15 protein-coding genes and 1 pseudogene are annotated in these 17,040 nt (G+C 61.3%); 8 read left to right on the plus strand and 8 right to left on the minus strand.

Going from position 1 to position 17,040, the window contains the following annotated elements; translation table 11 throughout:
- Window positions 1-51: 51 nt before the first annotated feature.
- Window positions 52-801 carry a vWA domain-containing protein gene (locus ACR2J1_RS07915; RefSeq protein WP_434018788.1) on the plus strand — a complete coding sequence of 250 codons (750 nt, stop codon included), beginning with the start codon at window positions 52-54 and terminating at the stop codon, window positions 799-801.
- 6 nt (window positions 802-807) lie between these two features.
- Here ACR2J1_RS07915 and ACR2J1_RS07920 read toward each other — a convergent pair whose 3' ends face one another.
- The 5 genes from ACR2J1_RS07920 to ACR2J1_RS07940 all read right to left on the minus strand — a co-directional run bounded on the left by ACR2J1_RS07920 (window position 808) and on the right by ACR2J1_RS07940 (window position 7,419).
- Window positions 808-1,173 carry a hypothetical protein gene (locus ACR2J1_RS07920; RefSeq protein ID WP_434018789.1) on the minus strand — a complete coding sequence of 122 codons (366 nt, stop codon included), beginning with the start codon at window positions 1,171-1,173 and terminating at the stop codon, window positions 808-810.
- A 536-nt stretch (window positions 1,174-1,709) separates the two neighbouring features.
- Window positions 1,710-4,388 (minus strand): methionine synthase, encoded by a 2,679-nt coding sequence (metH, locus tag ACR2J1_RS07925; RefSeq protein WP_434018790.1) that lies wholly within the window; start codon window positions 4,386-4,388, stop codon window positions 1,710-1,712.
- 9 nt (window positions 4,389-4,397) lie between these two features.
- Window positions 4,398-5,459, minus strand: a complete 1,062-nt coding sequence (locus tag ACR2J1_RS07930; RefSeq protein ID WP_434018791.1) for a homocysteine S-methyltransferase family protein — start codon at window positions 5,457-5,459, stop codon at window positions 4,398-4,400.
- Window positions 5,456-6,382: a methylenetetrahydrofolate reductase [NAD(P)H] gene (gene metF, locus ACR2J1_RS07935; protein ID WP_434018792.1), complete on the minus strand. Its 927-nt coding sequence runs from the start codon at window positions 6,380-6,382 to the stop codon at window positions 5,456-5,458. The genes ACR2J1_RS07930 and metF overlap by 4 nt, the downstream gene beginning before the upstream one ends.
- Complete coding sequence (locus ACR2J1_RS07940; RefSeq protein WP_434018793.1) at window positions 6,382-7,419, minus strand: ArsR/SmtB family transcription factor; 1,038 nt, start codon at window positions 7,417-7,419, stop codon at window positions 6,382-6,384. Before ACR2J1_RS07940 ends, metF begins: the two co-directional genes overlap by 1 nt.
- 208 nt (window positions 7,420-7,627) lie before the next feature.
- Between ACR2J1_RS07940 and ACR2J1_RS07945 the strand changes: the two genes are divergently transcribed.
- The gene (locus ACR2J1_RS07945) at window positions 7,628-8,317 is read left to right on the plus strand and encodes a peptidoglycan-binding protein (RefSeq protein ID WP_434018802.1); all 690 of its coding nucleotides are present in this window, start codon (window positions 7,628-7,630) and stop codon (window positions 8,315-8,317) included.
- On the opposite strand, the pseudogene ACR2J1_RS07950 reads toward ACR2J1_RS07945, so the two are convergent.
- Window positions 8,289-8,504: pseudogene (locus ACR2J1_RS07950) on the minus strand (energy-dependent translational throttle protein EttA); the annotation flags it as partial. The gene ACR2J1_RS07945 and the pseudogene ACR2J1_RS07950 overlap by 29 nt on opposite strands.
- A gap of 115 nt (window positions 8,505-8,619) precedes the next feature.
- Here ACR2J1_RS07950 and ACR2J1_RS07955 point away from each other — a divergent pair.
- Entirely contained in the window at window positions 8,620-9,456 is an 837-nt protein-coding gene (locus tag ACR2J1_RS07955; RefSeq protein WP_434018794.1) for a class I SAM-dependent methyltransferase, read from the plus strand.
- Here the strand turns inward: ACR2J1_RS07955 and ettA are convergent.
- The gene (gene ettA, locus ACR2J1_RS07960) at window positions 9,453-11,111 is read right to left on the minus strand and encodes an energy-dependent translational throttle protein EttA (protein ID WP_434018795.1); all 1,659 of its coding nucleotides are present in this window, start codon (window positions 11,109-11,111) and stop codon (window positions 9,453-9,455) included. The two genes, ACR2J1_RS07955 and ettA, sit on opposite strands and share 4 nt — an antisense overlap.
- A 118-nt stretch (window positions 11,112-11,229) precedes the next feature.
- On the opposite strand from ettA, the gene ACR2J1_RS07965 reads away from it, so the two are divergent.
- On the plus strand, window positions 11,230-11,676 hold the full coding sequence (locus ACR2J1_RS07965; protein WP_434018796.1) for a DUF533 domain-containing protein: 447 nt from the start codon (window positions 11,230-11,232) through the stop codon (window positions 11,674-11,676).
- Here ACR2J1_RS07965 and ACR2J1_RS07970 read toward each other — a convergent pair.
- On the minus strand, window positions 11,666-12,967 hold the full coding sequence (locus ACR2J1_RS07970) for an O-antigen ligase family protein (protein WP_434018797.1): 1,302 nt from the start codon (window positions 12,965-12,967) through the stop codon (window positions 11,666-11,668). The genes ACR2J1_RS07965 and ACR2J1_RS07970 overlap by 11 nt on opposite strands.
- A 247-nt stretch (window positions 12,968-13,214) precedes the next feature.
- On the opposite strand from ACR2J1_RS07970, the gene ACR2J1_RS07975 reads away from it, so the two are divergent.
- The 4 genes from ACR2J1_RS07975 (at window position 13,215) to ACR2J1_RS07990 (ending at window position 16,712) form a co-directional block, all read left to right on the plus strand.
- Window positions 13,215-13,904, plus strand: coding sequence for a sulfotransferase family 2 domain-containing protein (locus ACR2J1_RS07975; RefSeq protein ID WP_434018798.1), 690 nt, complete (start codon window positions 13,215-13,217; stop codon window positions 13,902-13,904).
- Window positions 13,905-13,925: 21 nt separating this feature from the next.
- Window positions 13,926-14,654: a sulfotransferase family 2 domain-containing protein gene (locus ACR2J1_RS07980; RefSeq protein ID WP_434018799.1), complete on the plus strand. Its 729-nt coding sequence runs from the start codon at window positions 13,926-13,928 to the stop codon at window positions 14,652-14,654.
- Window positions 14,655-15,333: 679 nt separating this feature from the next.
- Window positions 15,334-15,657, plus strand: coding sequence for a copper homeostasis periplasmic binding protein CopC (gene copC / locus ACR2J1_RS07985; RefSeq protein WP_434018800.1), 324 nt, complete (start codon window positions 15,334-15,336; stop codon window positions 15,655-15,657).
- Between the two features lie 227 nt (window positions 15,658-15,884).
- Window positions 15,885-16,712 carry a CopD family protein gene (locus ACR2J1_RS07990; RefSeq protein WP_434018801.1) on the plus strand — a complete coding sequence of 276 codons (828 nt, stop codon included), beginning with the start codon at window positions 15,885-15,887 and terminating at the stop codon, window positions 16,710-16,712.
- Window positions 16,713-17,040 lie beyond the last annotated feature (328 nt).

The raw sequence follows: 17,040 nt of genomic DNA on the forward strand, positions 1-17,040 counted from the left end.
CGTCACAGCATGGACGTCTTCGTTTTGGCAACTCCTTCGGAGCCGTAGACAATGGATTTGCAGTTTCTCGCCCCCGGCACAGACGCACGCCGCCGCCTGAAGATCGGCGCCGTTGCCGCGGCGGTCCTTCTCAGTCCTCTCGGTGCGTCCCAGGCCGAGGACAAGAAGCAGCCTTGCACCGAGGATGCCATGATCGTGTTCGATGCATCGGGATCAATGTCCGGCAATCAGACCCTGGGCATTCCAAACACAAGGGCCCGCATCGACGAGGTGCGGGCCGCTCTCGCGCAAGTTTTGCCCAGCGCCACACGATTTCGCCGCGTCGGGCTCGTGACATACGGCCCGGGTCCCTACAATCAGTGCAACGTCAAGGTCGATCTGAAGCCCATACCGAATGCCGCCGCTCAGATCATGGATGTGGTTGACGCCCTGATCCCTGCCGGCAAGACCGCGCTCACGGAAGCCGTGGAAGAGGCCGCCAAAGTGCTCGATTACACCAAGAAGCCCGGCGTCTTGGTATTGGTGACCGATGGCGAGGAGACCTGCGGACGCAATCCGTGTCAACTCGCCTCGCAGCTCAAGGCCAACGCGGACCAGCTCACGGTGCACGTCATCGGATTTCGCTACTCGAATTATTCCTGGACGGGCGGCAGCGTGCTCGACATCCGCTGCCTCGCCGACATCAATAACGGCCTCTATATCAAGGCCAACAGCGAGGCAGAGCTTGTGGAGGCTCTGGAGAAGACGCTCGACTGCCCGATGGTCTCGCAGGCGCCGCTCAGTTGGAAGGCGCTGCCTTAAGCCAAACTATTGCGCGCCGTCTGGCGTTGCGGGAGCTTCCGTAGGCGCATCGGGAGCAGACGCTCCGTCATCAGCACCCTCTCCGTCGTCCATACCGGGGATCGTGTCGACGAAGAGGGTCCCATCCTCGATGGAGACTTCCTCGCCGCCCTGCATTTCGTGCTGCTCCCCGCTCAGTTCAATCACGCAGCCCTGCGCACAAGGCGGCTGAACCTCCTTCTGAGGCTCGACGGTAAGCTGCTCGCTCTTGCCGCCGACGGTCACCGTCACGGTATGCGCATCAGGATCGGTATTGGAGATGGTGAGAGCCTCGGCCGGGTGAGCGAAAAGAATGCCCAACACGGAGAGGCCGAGAATGCTGGTGGACCTCATCAATTTTCCCTCTGAAATTTAGCGCCCGCGTTTCGCCTCGACTCGCGAAAGCTGATCGCTCTGCTAGATGACAACAGCGCCGGCATTTTGTTGTGGCCGCGGCCAACCTGTGCCGCCTCGGCGGCAACGGTTCGAATCGACCTGATCTTTTACTAGGGCGTCACGTCCCCTATTCAACATTTCCACAAGGTTGAAAACAAACTTCGCGAGGCGGGAACAACGTTTCCGGGGGCGCGTTGATGCCTCTGCATTGCGCCGTACGAGTATTGTGCAATGCAATATAGAAAGCGTTTGGCGCTTCACCCTGAGAGTCCTTAGACTTCTGAACGCGGAAACGTACCCCCTCCAACGGAAAGGACTTCCGATGGAATTTACTCCGACACTGACCGCCGTGCTGGCAGCCGTCTCGTTCAGCTTCGTCGCTGCCGTCATCCTTGGGATGATCTAGGGCTTCGGTCTGGCTGTTGCGGACCCAGCTCGCGAGTTTCTAAGCGCTTTGCCAAACCCCGGCGAGGCGCTTTTTCTTTTGGGGGCCCCTATTCGGCGGCGTCGGCGATCCGTTTCGGATCGTAATTCAGGATGGGCGCGAGCCAGCGCTCGGCCTGCTCCATCGACCAGCCCTTCCGCATGGCATAATCCGCGACCTGGTCGCGGCCGATCTTCCCCACGCCGAAATAGCGGCTCTCGGGGTGAGAGAAGTAGAACCCCGACACCGCGGCTGCCGGCCACATAGCGTAAGACTCCGTCAGCTTCACGCCGATCGCTTGTTCGGCGTCGAGGACGCTAAACAGGGTGCCCTTCTCTGTGTGATCCGGCTGGGCGGGATAGCCCGGCGCAGGCCGGATGCCCGCATAGTCTTCCGCGATGAGTTGCTCATTTGAGAGCTGCTCGCAGGGTGCATAGCCCCAGAGATCCCGCCGCACGCGCTGATGTAGCGTTTCGGCAAAGGCCTCGGCGAGACGGTCGGCAATCGCCTTGACCAGAATCTTGGAGTAGTCGTCATTGGCACGCTCGAAACGGCGCGCGACATCTTCCTCGCCGATGCCCGCGGTGACCGCAAAGGCGCCGATATAGTCGGCAACGCCGGATTCTTTCGGCGCGATGAAATCGGCGAGCGCAAGGTTCGGGCGCGACGGGTCGCGCGCCATTTGCTGCCGAAGCGTATGCAATGTCGCGATGGGCTTGCTGCGGGTCTCATCGGCGTAAAGCTCGATGTCGTCCATGATGCTGTTCGCCGGCCAGAAGCCGACGACGCCGTTCGCCACCAGCCATTTCTCCTCGATAATCTGGCGCAGCATGGCTTGCGCGTCATCGAAGAGCGGGCGCGCAGCCTCGCCATATTTGTCGTCCTGAAGGATGCGCGGATATTGCCCCTTCAACTCCCAGGCCTGGAAGAAGGGGGACCAGTCGATATGGCGCGCAAGCTCGCTCAAATCATAGTTCGCGAAGACGCGGGTCCCGATAAAGCTCGGCCGAGGCGGGACGTAGCCGGACCATTCGAGCTTCAGACGATTGGCGCGCGTGTCCTTTAGCGAGGTTCGTACCTTCTCGGCCTGCCCGCGCGCATAGGAGGCGGCCATATTGGTGTATTCCTCGCGCACCTTTGCGATCTGCTTCGGCCGCTCCTCGGGCGACATGAGGCCCGACACGACGCCGACGGCGCGGCTCGCATCCGTGACGTAGATCGCCTGGCTACGACGATAGTTCGGGCTGATCTTCACAGCCGTATGCACGCGGCTCGTCGTGGCGCCGCCGATCAAAAGCGGCAGGTCGAAGCCCTCGCGCTCCATCTCGGCCGCAACATGACACATCTCGTCGAGCGAGGGCGTGATCAGGCCGGACAAGCCGATGATGTCGACCTTACGCTCGCGCGCGGTGTCGAGGATCTTCTGCGAGTGAACCATCACGCCGAGATCGATGACCTCGTAATTGTTGCATTGGAGCACGACGCCGACGATGTTCTTGCCAATGTCGTGAACGTCGCCCTTCACGGTGGCAAGCAGGACCCTGCCCGCCGGCTCGCCCTGCGCGAGACCTTGCTCTTCCTTCTCTTTCTCCATGAATGGCATGAGATAGGCCACGGCCTGCTTCATGACGCGGGCCGACTTCACCACCTGGGGGAGGAACATCTTGCCCGCGCCGAACAAATCGCCGACGACGCTCATGCCCACCATCAGCGGCCCTTCGATGACATGCAGCGGACGCGCGGCCTTCTTTCGGGCCTCCTCGGTGTCCTCTTCGATGAAATTGGCAATGCCGTGCACGAGCGCGTGCGTGATGCGTTCCTCGACAGGCTTTTCGCGCCAGGCAAGATCGACCTCGCGCTTTGCCGCACCGCCGCCCTTGTAGCGTTCGGCAGCTTCCAGCAAGCGGTCCGTGGCGTCCGAGCGGCGATTGAGGATCACATCCTCGACGAGATCGCGGAGCTCGGGCTCGATATCATCATAGAGCGCGAGCTGACCGGCATTCACGATGCCCATATCCATGCCGGCCTGGATGGCATGGTAGAGGAACACCGAATGCATCGCCTCGCGCATGCGCTCATTGCCGCGAAAGGCGAAGGAGAGATTGGAGACGCCGCCCGAAACATGCACGTAGGGCAGGCCTTCCTTGATGCGGCGCGTCGCCTCGATAAAGGCGCGACCATAGTCGTTGTGCTCCTCGATGCCCGTTGCCACCGCGAAGATGTTGGGATCGAAGATGATGTCCTCGGGCGGAAAGCCGACTTTCTCGGTCAGGAGATCATAGGCGCGTTTGCAGATTTCGAACTTGCGCTCCGCGGTCTCAGCCTGGCCCTGCTCGTCGAACGCCATGACCACCACCGCAGCCCCATAGCGGCGCACCTTGCGTGCGTGTTCCAGGAAGGGCCCCTCGCCTTCCTTCATGCTGATGGAATTGACGACGGCCTTGCCCTGCACGCATTTCAGACCCGCCTCGATCACCGACCATTTCGATGAGTCGATCATGATCGGAACGCGCGAGATGTCCGGCTCGGCGGCGACGAGATTGAGGAAGGTGACCATGGCGGCTTCGGAGTCGAGCATGCCCTCGTCCATGTTGACGTCGAGCATGTTGGCGCCGCTCTCCACCTGCTGGCGCGCGACCTCGAGCGCTGCCGGATAGTCGTTCGCCTCGATCAGCTTGCGGAAGCGCGCGGACCCGGTGACGTTGGTCCGCTCGCCCACCATGACGAAATTCTGCGCGCCGTTACTCATTCCGGGGCCTCAGCCATGCATGAAGGGTTCAAGGCCGGAGAGACGAAGCTTCTGCTCGACCTGAGGCACCTTGCGCGGCGGATATTTGGCCATCGCCTCGGCGATCGCCTTGATGTGCTCAGGCGTGGTGCCGCAGCAGCCGCCGACGATGTTGACGAGGCCATCCCTCGCCCACTCCTCCAAAAGCCCCGTCATGTGCTCCGGGGTCTCGTCATACTCGCCCATCTCGTTCGGAAGGCCCGCATTGGGATAGACGCTGACCAGCGTGTCGGCCACGTGCGCAATCTCATCAACCGAGGGCCGGAGCTGCTCGGCGCCGAAGGAGCAGTTCAGCCCGATGGAGAAGGGCCGCAAATGCTGCATCGAATACCAGAAGGCTTCCGGCGTTTGCCCGGAGAGATTGCGCCCGGAGAGATCGGTGATGGTGTCGGACAGCATGATGGGCAGGCGGACGCCGAGCTCGTCGAAGACCTGCTCAACGGCGAAGCCCGCGGCCTTGGCATTCAGCGTATCGAAGATCGTCTCGATGAGGATCGTGTCGACACCGCCTTGGATAAGCCCGCGCGCCTGCACCGAATAGGCCTCGACGAGCGCATCGAAGCTGACATTACGGAAGCCGGGATTGTTCACGTCGGGCGAGATCGAGGCCGTGCGATTGGTGGGCCCGATGGCGCCCGCGACGAAGCGGGGCTTATCCGGCGTCTTCTTCGTCCATTCGTCAGCGGCTTGGCGCGCAAGGTTGGCGGCAGCGACATTCAGCTCCTCGGCGATGTGCTCGAGGCCGTAATCTGCTTGGCTGATGGATTGCGCATTGAAGGTGTTGGTCTCGGCGATATCGGCGCCGGCCTCGAAATAGGCGGCGTGGATCTCGGCGATGATCTGGGGCTGCGTCAGCACCAAGAGATCGTTGTTGCCCTTGAGATCGTGCGTATGATCCTTGAAGCGCTCGCCGCGATAGCCGGCCTCGTCCAGCTTGTAGCGCTGGATCATGGTGCCCATGGCCCCATCGAGAATGAGGATGCGTTCCTTGGCGGCCTGCTTCAGGGCCGCAATGCGCTCGTCACGGGTCATGACGCCACCTTGGCCTGAGCAGAAGAAGCGACCGTGGCGGGGCGCAGGCCGAGCAGATAGCAAATGGCGTAGACGAGGTCGGCGCGATTCAGCGTGTAGAAATGAAACTCGGTGATGCCTTGATCGGCGAGGCCGAGCACCTGTTCCGCCGCGACCGCGCCGGCGACCAGGTGGCGCGTCTCCTGGTCCTCGTCGAGACCGTCGAACCGGCGGCCAAGCCAATCCGGTATGGTCGCGCCCGACTTGGCGGCGAAGCCGGAGATCTGCAGGAAATTATGAATCGGGATCAGACCGGGGATGATGGGAATCGTGATGCCACGCGCCCGCACGCGGTCGAGGAAACGGAAATAGACGTCGTTGTCGAAAAAGAACTGGGTGATGGCGGTCGTGGCGCCGGCGTCGATCTTGGCTTTCAGCATATCGATGTCCGCCTCAACGCTCGGCGATTCCGGATGCTTCTCCGGATAGGCGGAGACCGAGATATCGAAAGGCGCGATGGCCTTGATGCCTGCGACAAGCTCGGCGGTATCCGCATAGCCGCCAGGGGTCGGCACATAGCGCTCGCCGACACCGCCGGGCGGGTCGCCGCGCAGCGCCACAAGGTGACGCACGCCAAGATCCCAATAGTCGCGAATGACATCGTCTACCTCGGCGCGCGTCGCGCAGACGCACGTCAAATGCGCGGCAGGCTTGAGCGTGGTCTCTTTCAGGATGCGCGCCACGGTGGCATGAGTGCGCTCGCGCGTGGAGCCGCCCGCGCCGTAGGTCACGGAGACATAGCCCGGCAGCAGCGGCTGAAGCCGCCCGATCGAGCGCCAAAGCGTTTCCTCCATGCCAGCGGTCTTCGGCGGGAAGAACTCGAATGAGACGCCGATATCGCCACAGCCGAGAAAACGGCTCTTCTTGTCAGGGGACGTTAGCATCAGATGACGGCCTCCAAGGGCGACTTCTCTTTGCGCTTCGGGCTCGTCGTCGCGGGCTTCGCGGCGAGCCACAGCGAGACTGTGAGCTTGCCCTCGCCGGGATCGGGGCTGAGATCGCGACTCTCGGCGAGCTTCAGACCCGCGCCCTTGAGCCAGCGATCAACCTGATCGCGGGCAAAGCCAAGGCGCCGATGCGCAAACTCATCGCGCAGGAACTCAAGCTCGTGCGGCGCGAAGTCGACGACGAGCAGCTTGCCGCCGGGCGCAAGCAGACGCGCCGCCTCGGCGATTGAGGCGGCGGGGTCGTCGAGGAAGTGCAGGACTTGATGCAACACGACGGCGTCGGCGGCGCCGTCGGCAAGCGGGAGATTGTAAAGATCGCCGTGGCGGACTTGGGCGTGATTAAGACCGGCGCGCTCAAGCTTCATGCGCGCGTATGCCAACATGTCATGATTGAGATCGAAGCCGAGCGCGTGAGCCGCGCGCGGGCCGAACAGCTCCACGATGCGTCCAGTGCCGGTGCCGAGATCGACCAGGAGGCCGAAGGGCCCCTCTCCCAGCGCCGTGTCGATGGCTGCCTCCACCTGGGTCTCGGCAACATGCAGCGCGCGGATCTTGTCCCACTCGCCGGCATGCGCCTTGAAATAGGCTTGAGCCGCTTCCCCGCGCGCTGTCTGCACGGCTTCGGCGCGCGAGCGGTCGCGGGCCATCGTCTGGTCGGCGCCATCGAGGCTATCGACAATGGCGCGGGCGAGCGTGCCTTCGGCGCCATCCTCGGCGAGGCGGAAGAAGACCCAGCTTCCTTCGCGGAAGCGCTTGATGAGGCCGGCTTCAGCCATGAGCTTCAGATGCCGGCTGATGCGAGGCTGGCTCTGGGAGAGGATCTGGGTCAGGTCCTTCACGTTGAGCTCTCCGCCGGCAAGCAGCGCCAGGATGCGCAAGCGCGTCGCCTCGCCGGCAGCACGGAGGGCTGCGAGAGACTGGACGCGGCTCAACCCTACAGCCGGCTGAAACGCGCCAGTTTTATGGAAAGCCATGCCTTGAGCTCTTTCTGACATAAAGATATGTTTATACGTTTAAATTGATTGAGGCAAGCTGAACGGGGGATGCCTCTCGACGCCGCTGTCCTACTCGCAATCGCGCCCCGCTTCAGCGGTCATCGCGGGGAAAGGCAAGCTCAGATCATCGCGGAGCTCGGGCCGGTTCCTTCAAGCAACCCTGGACGCGTATGACATCAATACAAGGCTGCGGCGCGCTCACTTTCTTGCGCAATGCTGCCATGAGTGCGCCGGTTTCCAGACCACGGAGGAGTTCGCGGACCGGTCGGATTGCGAAGGCCGAAAAGACCTTGGCAACGTGAAGCGCGGCGACGGGCCCCGCTATAAGGGGCGCGGCATTCTCCAGCTTACGGGCCGCGCGAATTACCGGGAGTATGGCAAGGTTCTGAAGATAGAGCTCGAGGCCAATCCACTACTGGCGGCGGACCCTGCCGTCTCGCTTTTGATCGCCTGCGAGTATTGGAAGAAACGCAAAATCAATCCTGACGCCGACCGCGACGATGTGGTCACCGTCGCGCGAAAGATCAATGGCGGCGAGCGGGGCCTTCCAGAGCGGCGGCAGCTCACCGCCAAGGCCAAGGCGGTACTGGCGAGGTTAGAGGGCATCCAACTGTCTGGCGCGCAGTCCGACCAGAGGCCCGTGTTGACCCAAGGCTTTGCCGGCGAGGAGGTCGGAAAGCTGCAAGTTGCGTTGCGTAAGCTTGGTCATCCAATTGCCGTGGACGACGACTTCGGTGCCGCGACCGAGCTTGCGGTCATGAGCTTCCAGCAAAACCAAGGACTGCTCGCGGACGGTAGTCGGCAAGGAGACTTGGGACGCGCTCAAGGCCGCCGCGAAATAGCAGGACCTAGGCGCGGGCGAATTTCTTGTATTTGATGCGCTTGGGGACCACCGCGTCCTCGCCCAGGCGCGCCTTCCTGTCCGTCTTATAATCCTCGAAATTGCCCTCGAACCACTCGACATGACTGTTGCCCTCGAAGGAGAGGATGTGGGTCGCGATGCGGTCGAGGAAGAAGCGATCATAGCTGATGATGACGGCGCAGCCGGGGAAGTCCTCCAGCGCCGCTCGCTCCGGATTGTCCGCCTCAACCAATCTTGAATGGGCGCAGGGGTTCGCAGGCGAACGTTTGCTGCTACGCTGCCCGCAATCTGCCGTTCAAACAGCTTCGGAGAAAGATATGATCGCCGCACGTAAGAGTTCTGCCGTTTTCATACTCCTGCTCGGATCTTTATCGCTCGCATCGCTCGCCGCGCGCGCGGAGGAGACGCCGGCGCAGGACGCTCGTCTGAAGGAGATCGTCGCGGGCGACCACCGGTCGGAAGAGAACAAGGCGCGCGACAAATATCGCAACCCGATCGAGACGCTCACCTTCTTCGGCATCAGGCGGGACATGACCGTGGTCGAGATTTATCCGGGTCGCGGCTGGTACACGGAAATCCTCGCGCCATATCTCAAGGGGCGCGGCACGTTATATGCCGCCGAGCACCCGGGCGATCCATCGTACGAGGCGGTTCAAAGATCACTCGAAGCCCTTGATCAGAAGGTGAAGGCGGCGCCGGAGCTTTACGGCGGAGTGAAGCGGACGAAGCTGACGAAAGACGGCGACATTGCGCCTCCGAACTCCGCTGACCTCGTCGTCACCTTCCGCAACGTTCATAGCTGGATGGGATCGGGCTCCGAGAACGAGGCCTTCGCCAGCATGTTCAGGGCGCTCAAGCCCGGCGGCGTGCTCGGCCTCGTACAGCATCGAGGCGATCCCAACGTGAAGCAGGATCCCAAAGCAGGCGCAGGATACGTGAACGAGGACCACGTGATCGAGCTGGCCAAGAAGGCGGGCTTCGAGCTCGTAAAGAAATCCGAGGTCAACGCCAATCCGAAAGACACGAAGGACTATCCGAAGGGCGTCTGGACGCTTCCGCCGTCGCTTCGTCTCGGCGACGAGGACCGCGAGAAGTACTTGGCGATCGGCGAGAGCGACCGCATGACGCTGAAATTCGTGAAGCCTACGAGCTAGGCGCGGGCGAATTTCTTGTATTTGATCCGCTTGGGGACCACCGCGTCCTCGCCGAGGCGCGCCTTCTTATCCGTCTCGTAGTCCTCGAAATTGCCCTCGAACCACTCGACGTGGCTGTCGCCCTCGAAAGAAAGGATGTGGGTCGCGATGCGGTCGAGGAAGAAGCGATCATGGCTGATGATGACAGCGCAGCCGGGGAAGTCCTCCAGCGCCGCTTCGAGCGACGACAGCGTCTCGACATCGAGATCGTTGGTCGGCTCATCGAGCAGGATGAGGTTCGCACCCGATTTCAGCATCTTCGCCAAGTGAACGCGGTTGCGCTCGCCGCCTGAGAGCTGACCCACCTGCTTCTGCTGGTCGGAGCCTTTGAAGTTGAACCAGCCGACATAGGCTCTGGACGGGACCTCGCGCTTGCCCAGCGTGATCATGTCGTTACCGCCGGAGATTTCCTCCCAAACCGACTTTTTGCCGTCGAGCGCGTCGCGGGACTGATCGACATAGCCGAGCTTCACGGTGTCGCCGATGCGGATTTTGCCGTTGTCCGGGGTCTCCTCGCCGACGATCATGCGGAAGAGCGTGGTCTTGCCCGCGCCGTTCGGACCGATAACGCCGACAATGCCGCCCGGCGGCAGCTTGAAGGAGAGATCGTCGATCAGAAGCCGGTCGCCGAAGCCCTTGCCGAGATGATCGGCGTCGATCACGAGATCGCCGAGACGCGGGCCCGGCGGGATGGTGATCTCCGCCTTACCGTTCTTATCCTTAGCGGACTGCGCGACCAGCTCGTCATAGGCGCGGATGCGGGCCTTTGATTTTGCCTGCCGTGCCTTGGGACTCGCACGGATCCAATCCAGCTCGCGCGTCAGACTGCGCTCGCGCGCCTCGTCCTGCTTGCCTTCGACCTGAAGCCGCTTCTGCTTCTGCTCGAGCCAGGACGAGTAGCTGCCTTTGTAGGGAACGCCCTGCCCGCGATCGAGCTCCAGCGTCCAGTCCGTGATGTGGTCGAGGAAGTAGCGATCATGGGTGACCATGACGATGGTGCCGGGGTAGTCGCGCAGATGATGCTCAAGCCATTCGACCGTCTCGGCATCGAGATGGTTGGTGGGTTCGTCGAGGAGAAGAATGTCGGGCTTTGACAAGAGCAATTTGCAGAGTGCCACGCGCCGCTTTTCGCCACCTGACAGCTTCGCGACCTCCGCATCGCCGGGCGGGCAGCGCAGCGCATCCATGGCCTGCTCGACCTGAGTGTCGAGGTCCCAGAGATTATGAGCGTCGATCTCATCTTGGAGCTGCGCCATCTCGTCGGCCGTCTCATCGGAATAGTTCACGGCGAGCTCGTTGTAGCGGTCGAGCTTCGCCTTCTTGTCGGCGACCCCCTCCATGACGTTTCCGGCAACGTCCTTCGCCTCGTCGAGGACGGGCTCCTGCGGCAGATAGCCGACGCGGACACCGTCGGCCGCCCAGGCTTCGCCTACAAGCTCCGTCTCCTGGCCGGCCATGATGCGGAGCAGCGTCGACTTGCCGGAGCCGTTGACGCCGACCACGCCGATCTTTGCACCCGGCAGGAAGGCGAGCGTGACATCCTTCAAAACCTGCTTGCCGCCCGGGTAGGTCTTGGACAGCTTGGTCATGACATAAACGTATTGAGGCGTGGCCATCGGGGCGCTTTCGTTACAGGGGGATAAGGCGAAGGGGCTTGTCTAATAGGCCGGCACACGAGAATCCAGCCCTGCACGGTCAAAGGTCGAGCTGTCACGTATGCCACTGCGATGGGCTATGCATAATCGACAGCGAAATCCGAAGGAGGCCGCCGTGGATGTCGAGACCGAGAAATCGGACCAGAACTGGATCCTGCGAGCCTTGGTCGCCATGGCCGGCGCCGACGGGCGGCTCGACAGCCGCGAGGTCAGCCTCATCCAGCAGATCTATCAAGACCTCTCCGGCGAGAGCCTGACGGCATCCGACATCGCCGAAGCGGCGGAGTCCTACGCGCAACGCGGCAATTTCCTCGGGGACCTGTCCGCGGCCGCCGGCGGCCTCGATATGGGTACCAAGGAAGAGATCATCAGGGCCGCCTATCTCGTGCTTCTCGCCGACGATCAGATCGCAGGCGAGGAGCGGAAGAAATTACAGGATATCGCGGCGGCGCTCAAAGTGCCGGAGATTCATGTCAGCGCGATACTGGAGGATCTCGCGGTATGGATGGCCACGATCAAGAGTTGATGCGCGGCTCTGGGGCTCGCGCTGTCGCTGCGATCTGGAGATAGATCAGCATGAGCCCGACCGCGCCCATCAACCAGGTCTGCCAAATGCCGCCGGCAAGCGTGATGCCGCCGGCAAAGGCGGCAAATGTCGCGACGGCGTAAGGTTGCGCCTCCCACGGCAGCAGGGGAATGCGGAGGAGCAAAGCAAGGCCCGCCAGCGCCATCAGCACCGCACCGACAACGCCGAGCTCATACCAGCTCTGAAGAAAGAGATTGTGCGCATGCTGACCCGTGTTGCGCGGGAAGATAAATCCCTCCGGCTGCTCGGCGACGGCGCGCGACTCCCTGAGCTTTGACGTCGAGGCGGCCCCGATGCCAAGCCACGGCCGCTCCAGCGTTCGCTCAGCCGTGAACTCCCACAGGATGACTCTTGCGCGCGCCGAATTCGGCAGCCACGACATCATGTGAAGCTCGGCCTTATAGGCGGAGAAGACGAGAGGCAGCACGAGCACAAACGCCAGACACCAAAGCACCGCCAAGGCGCGCGCCGCGCCGCGTCGAAACCTCCACGCGAAGAGAAAGACAACGAAGGAACCGAGCAGCGCGACCTGCGATGACGCGCGTTCGGAGAGAAGCACGGCAACGGCCACCGCAAGCGTCAGCAAAGCAATCAGCATAGTCCGGCGCGGCCTGGCGGGGATAGCGCTTAAGGCCAACAGCGCCGGCCAAAAATTCGAGACGAGCAGCGTCACGCTGCGTCGAAACTGCGCAGGATTGATTTCCATAACTTCGCCTTGAGAGATCGCGACGAATTTCGCGCTCTTCGGCTTGAGCAGGCTCGGGAGGTTGATTGCGTAGCGCGTGATGGCACCATCGGTCGCGAGCTCGACCAGGATGAACATCGCGCCAAAAAATGCGCCGGCCGCGAAAGCGAATGCGGCGCGGGACGATTGTGCATGGTCCAGCCCGGCAATGGCTCGAACGGCCGCGAGAAGGATCACCGCCATCACTAAGAGAAGGCCTCCCTTTTCCAGTGCGGCGCCGCGATTTGCCGCCCAGATGGCGCTGATGACGACATAGAGGACAACCAGCAGAACCGCGCCGACCGCGAGGTTCGGTTGGAGCAATTGCCGCCAGTCGAAGCCCCCGCGCCAAAAGGAGATGCAGAGTGCGATCGCGATAAGCGGCAGAAAGAGCCACGTCAGCTGCGGAACCGCCGCTGTCAGCAGCGGGCTCAGAAAGAACAAGACGGGGATCGTATATCCGCTCTTCTGCGAGCGGGCCGTGTCTGGATCAGCCGGGATCGACATTCCCACCCGTGGCGGCAAAATTTTTGCGATGATTGCAGGCAGCAAGAGCCTTAGAAGCCTCCCATCGCGGCCTCAAGCTTTTTCTTATTTCCGGACCTCACGACCGCGCCATGATCGACTTGACCAAAACGGGGCGCCTAGAGTAGGTCAGCGCCGAGCAGCGCCTCTCCGGGGAATCGTTTTTTGCAGGCGCGGGCGCGCTTTTTCCCGACGAGGCTGCCTTGGCACCACGCTAAAAGGACGATCCATGATCGTGTCCTATTCGCGGCGTTTCATCTTTATCAGGCCTCGGAAGGTGGCTGGGTCCAGCGTCGAGCTTTTCGTGTCTCGATTCTGCGGCGAGGACGACATCATTACGCCGGCCAGCGAAACCGAGGAGACGTTGCGCCAGGGCATGGGCCCGCGCAATTTCCACATTCCCGGCTACGGCCGCAGCCGGTTCTTGCGCATTTGCGGCGAGGTTCTTGGGCGCCCGGCCATCGGCCATGGCGGGTTCTACAACCATATGCCGGCCAAGGAGATCAAGAGGCTCATCGGCGACGAAGCCTGGAACGACTGCTTCAAGTTCACGATCGAGCGCAATCCCTGGGACCGTCAAGTGTCGCTGTACCACTGGCACCACCGGAACAACGACGCCAAGCCGAGCTTCGAGACGTTCATTCGCTCGCCGCTGCACCGCAAGTTCTCACCGAACTTCGATACCTATGCCATCGACGGAAGGGTCGCAGCCGACTACGTATGCCGCTACGAATCATTGGAAGAGGATTTGGCCGTTGTCCTTAAGCAGATTGGGATCGACGAAAAGGTCGATCTGCCCAAAGCGAAAGTCGGTTACCGCAGCGAAAGGTCGTGGCGCGATTATTACACGCCCAAGACTCGCGACATCGTCGGGCAATGGTATGCGCGCGAGATCGCCGCATTCGGTTACAGCTTCTGAACAGCGGCGTATCCCTGCATCATGATGGCTCCTCTCCGCATCTTTAATCACTGGCGCTTCTGCACCTTCGACCCGACCGGGATGGGCGGCGGCTACAAGCGTCGCGAGCGCTTCAACAACGCCGTGTTCATCTCGCCGAAGCGGGACTTTCTGTTCACCAAGAACGAGAAATGCGCGAACGTCACCGCGCGCATTTCCTTACAGCATCTTGTCGCCGGGCGGCAGCTGCCGGAGAACTTCAAGGATATCGACCGCTGGTTCGCGCCGCTGTTGCAGCCGAGCGATTTACGGCTGCCGCGGATCGATGACATCAACGACATCCCCTTCAAGTTCGCGGTCGTGCGCAATCCCTACTCGCGTCTCCTCTCGTTCTTCTTGAATGCGAAGCGGGAGAATTTCGCGAGCAAGCTCGGTCTCGATCCGGGGATGAATTTCGCGGACTTTATCGCGCAGGTGACCGAGCAGACGCCCGAGGAGATGAACCGGCATTGGAAAATCCAATACTACAACATCTTTTGCGACGTGATCCGCTACGACCACTTCATTCGCTTCGAGAATTTCGAGGAGGACTTCCGGAACGTGATGTCGCGCTTCGGCGCCAAAACGGAAATCCACAGCGTGCATAAAGGCCAGTCGAATGCCGGCACGAAGATCGCGGCGAACTACACGACGGAGATCGCCAGGAAGGTGCGCGAGAAATTCGCGATCGATTTCGAGTCGTTCGGCTATTCCACCGAGCTGCCGGTCTAGCGGCGGAACCCCGCCATTTGATTGCGCCAAAAATGGTGGGCCCGGGAGTTGTGCCACAGCTTGGCGAAAGGTGCGGGCGTAAATGCGCGTTTGAAGCACAAAAGCAATTTTCAGCGGCGCCCGCACCGGAGCCACCGCCTGAAAACGCTGAGTACGCGGACCAGATTTGGTCTCTCCCTAGCTGAACCGCGCATGAACAAGTCTGTCAGGCTCGGTTAAGGTTTGCTTCCCTAAAATCGGTCTCAAACGTGACACATATCGTCACGACGGGAATTCGCCTGAACTGTGGTCATGAGGTGAGAAAAATGCATTCCGCCCTTAAGCGCTGGCTGCCAGTGGCTGCTGCGGTCGCCCTGCTAATTAGTCTTTCCGGCCAAGCACAAGCTGGCCGTGACGATCACCGGGAAGATTATGACTGGTATCCCCGTCGGAACCACGACTGGCACGGCGGTGGACATCACGACACGCACAGCGGCCGCCACTTCGGTGTGCATCGCGGCGAACACTGGGATCCTCGGTATGGCTGGCACTACGGTCGCCATAATGGACCCCATAAAGGCCGCCATCATGATTGGCACGCGAGGCCGCATCATGACTGGTATAGTCGCTGAGCGCGCTCGCGTTATAGGGAGATGTACCCAATGTCTCGCTTTTCCATTCCGGCTGTCGCTGTCTCAAGATGCTTGTCAGCACGTCAGCTCTCGGTCATGCCGAACTCCAGACCACCACGCCTGCGGCCGATGCTACCGTGCAGACCGCGGTACCGGAGATTGCCCTAGAGTTCACGGAGGACGTGGAGCCGAGGTTCAGCACAATCGAGGTGAAGGATAATAAGGGTGCGCGCCTCGACAATGGTGACGTGCATGTTGCGCCGGGAAATGCCAAGCGCCTGATGGTGAGCTTAAAGGCCCTCCAACCCGGCACTTACACGGTCATCTGGCGCATAACCTCGACGGACACCCATAAAATCAGCGGCAACTTCGATTTCAAAGTTGCCCAGTAGCCGTGCAGGGCGGTTGGCCGTCATTCAATCTGACCGAAGGAGAGTTAGTCATCGCGTTTGTGCGAGGCGTCTTTGTAGCCGCCCTATTCTCTACCTTCGGTGCATGCCTGTTTCGTAGCCTCATCGCTCCAGCCGCGCTGAAGCGACTCGGTGGTTCCGAGGCAACACAACCGGATCGGGACTGCTTACACATAGCCCTTCGGAGCGCGTTATTAGCGGCGTGCGTGATGCTTGTTTGGCTTGTGCTCGTATCGGGCCATATGGCCGATGCGCAAACTGCCGGACAGGCACTGGTCGCTCTACCCTTGGTGGTAACGGGCACGAGATTTGGCTACGTCCTAACCGCTCAAGCGCTGGCTCTGCTCGCGACCGCTACAGCGCTGATTTTAGATGGAAGATATAGCCGTTTGGCCGCAACGGGCTTCGCTGGCGTTGCTGTGCTTCTGCAGGCCACTCACGGCCACGCGCTAGCCATGGACGAAGGGCTGTTGCTAGTATCACAGGGCTTTCACTTGCTCGCAGCAGGAGCCTGGCTCGGCGCACTTCTACCGTTATTGATTTTCGTCTCGAGGGCACCTTTCAATAGCAGCGCCATTGCGGCGCTGCATTTCTCTCCCTTGGGCATGCTGTGCGTTTTCGTGCTCGCGACCACTGCGGCATTTCAGGGCTGGATACTGGCAGGCGGTTTCGCGGGTCTAATAGGCACTGCCTATGGTTGGGTAGCGCTGTTTAAGCTTTCTCTTTTTGCCTTGCTTCTAATGCTTGCCACCCTCAATTACCTTCGTCTCGCTCCCTCGGTGGCCCGCTATCGGGCGCGTGACACGAGGGCCTCGCTCGTTCGCAGCATTGCCGTTGAGATAGGGTTGGGATTGCTTGTGGTCGTCGCCGCCCATTGTTGTCGAGCCTGGAGCCAGGAATGCATGCCCACGCATAGCGGCTCCGACGCGGCAAAAGCGGCAGAAGCGACGTTCCATCTGAGAAGCGCAGACTCCATATTCGTCACAATGACGATTGAGGAGATTTGCGATGCACGAAGCCTATCGACCCATCATTGAGATGGTCGCGGACGGTTCCCCGAAGATCTTCGAGTGAAAGCACCGCGTGGTGCGCGTGCTGCAATTGCGGCTGCCGCACAACTTAGACACACCTCGCATTCTGAATACGTGCGCCAGGCTCTCCTGCGCAGTCTCGAGGCGGACGGCGTGAAGCTACGTCGCGGTTCAGTCGAGGTAGCGGCATGACGGCGTTTAGAGTGCCACCCCACGGGCCTTAAATCGACTCACAACGAATCTGCAGGGAAGGACTAATAATGCCAGGACCGAACGGTGCTGATAATACAGCGCAAAAACAGCAAATAGGACGTCCCTTCCAGCCGGGACAGAG

It is taken from the genome of Methyloceanibacter sp., assembly GCF_050999895.1.
Lineage (GTDB): Bacteria > Pseudomonadota > Alphaproteobacteria > Rhizobiales > Methyloligellaceae > Methyloceanibacter.

Excerpts from the sequence above, each read along its gene's own strand:
- ACR2J1_RS07915 (WP_434018788.1), top strand. The coding sequence starts at position 52 with ATGGATTTGCAGTTTCTCGCCCCCGGCACAGACGCACGCCGCCGCCTG.
- ACR2J1_RS07920 (WP_434018789.1), bottom strand. The coding sequence starts at position 1,173 with ATGAGGTCCACCAGCATTCTCGGCCTCTCCGTGTTGGGCATTCTTTTC.
- metH (WP_434018790.1), bottom strand. The coding sequence starts at position 4,388 with ATGAGTAACGGCGCGCAGAATTTCGTCATGGTGGGCGAGCGGACCAAC.
- ACR2J1_RS07930 (WP_434018791.1), bottom strand. The coding sequence starts at position 5,459 with ATGACCCGTGACGAGCGCATTGCGGCCCTGAAGCAGGCCGCCAAGGAA.
- metF (WP_434018792.1), bottom strand. The coding sequence starts at position 6,382 with ATGCTAACGTCCCCTGACAAGAAGAGCCGTTTTCTCGGCTGTGGCGAT.
- ACR2J1_RS07940 (WP_434018793.1), bottom strand. The coding sequence starts at position 7,419 with ATGGCTTTCCATAAAACTGGCGCGTTTCAGCCGGCTGTAGGGTTGAGC.
- ACR2J1_RS07955 (WP_434018794.1), top strand. The coding sequence starts at position 8,620 with ATGATCGCCGCACGTAAGAGTTCTGCCGTTTTCATACTCCTGCTCGGA.
- ettA (WP_434018795.1), bottom strand. The coding sequence starts at position 11,111 with ATGGCCACGCCTCAATACGTTTATGTCATGACCAAGCTGTCCAAGACC.
- ACR2J1_RS07965 (WP_434018796.1), top strand. The coding sequence starts at position 11,230 with ATGCATAATCGACAGCGAAATCCGAAGGAGGCCGCCGTGGATGTCGAG.
- ACR2J1_RS07970 (WP_434018797.1), bottom strand. The coding sequence starts at position 12,967 with ATGTCGATCCCGGCTGATCCAGACACGGCCCGCTCGCAGAAGAGCGGA.
- ACR2J1_RS07975 (WP_434018798.1), top strand. The coding sequence starts at position 13,215 with ATGATCGTGTCCTATTCGCGGCGTTTCATCTTTATCAGGCCTCGGAAG.
- ACR2J1_RS07980 (WP_434018799.1), top strand. The coding sequence starts at position 13,926 with ATGATGGCTCCTCTCCGCATCTTTAATCACTGGCGCTTCTGCACCTTC.
- copC (WP_434018800.1), top strand. The coding sequence starts at position 15,334 with ATGCTTGTCAGCACGTCAGCTCTCGGTCATGCCGAACTCCAGACCACC.
- ACR2J1_RS07990 (WP_434018801.1), top strand. The coding sequence starts at position 15,885 with ATGCTTGTTTGGCTTGTGCTCGTATCGGGCCATATGGCCGATGCGCAA.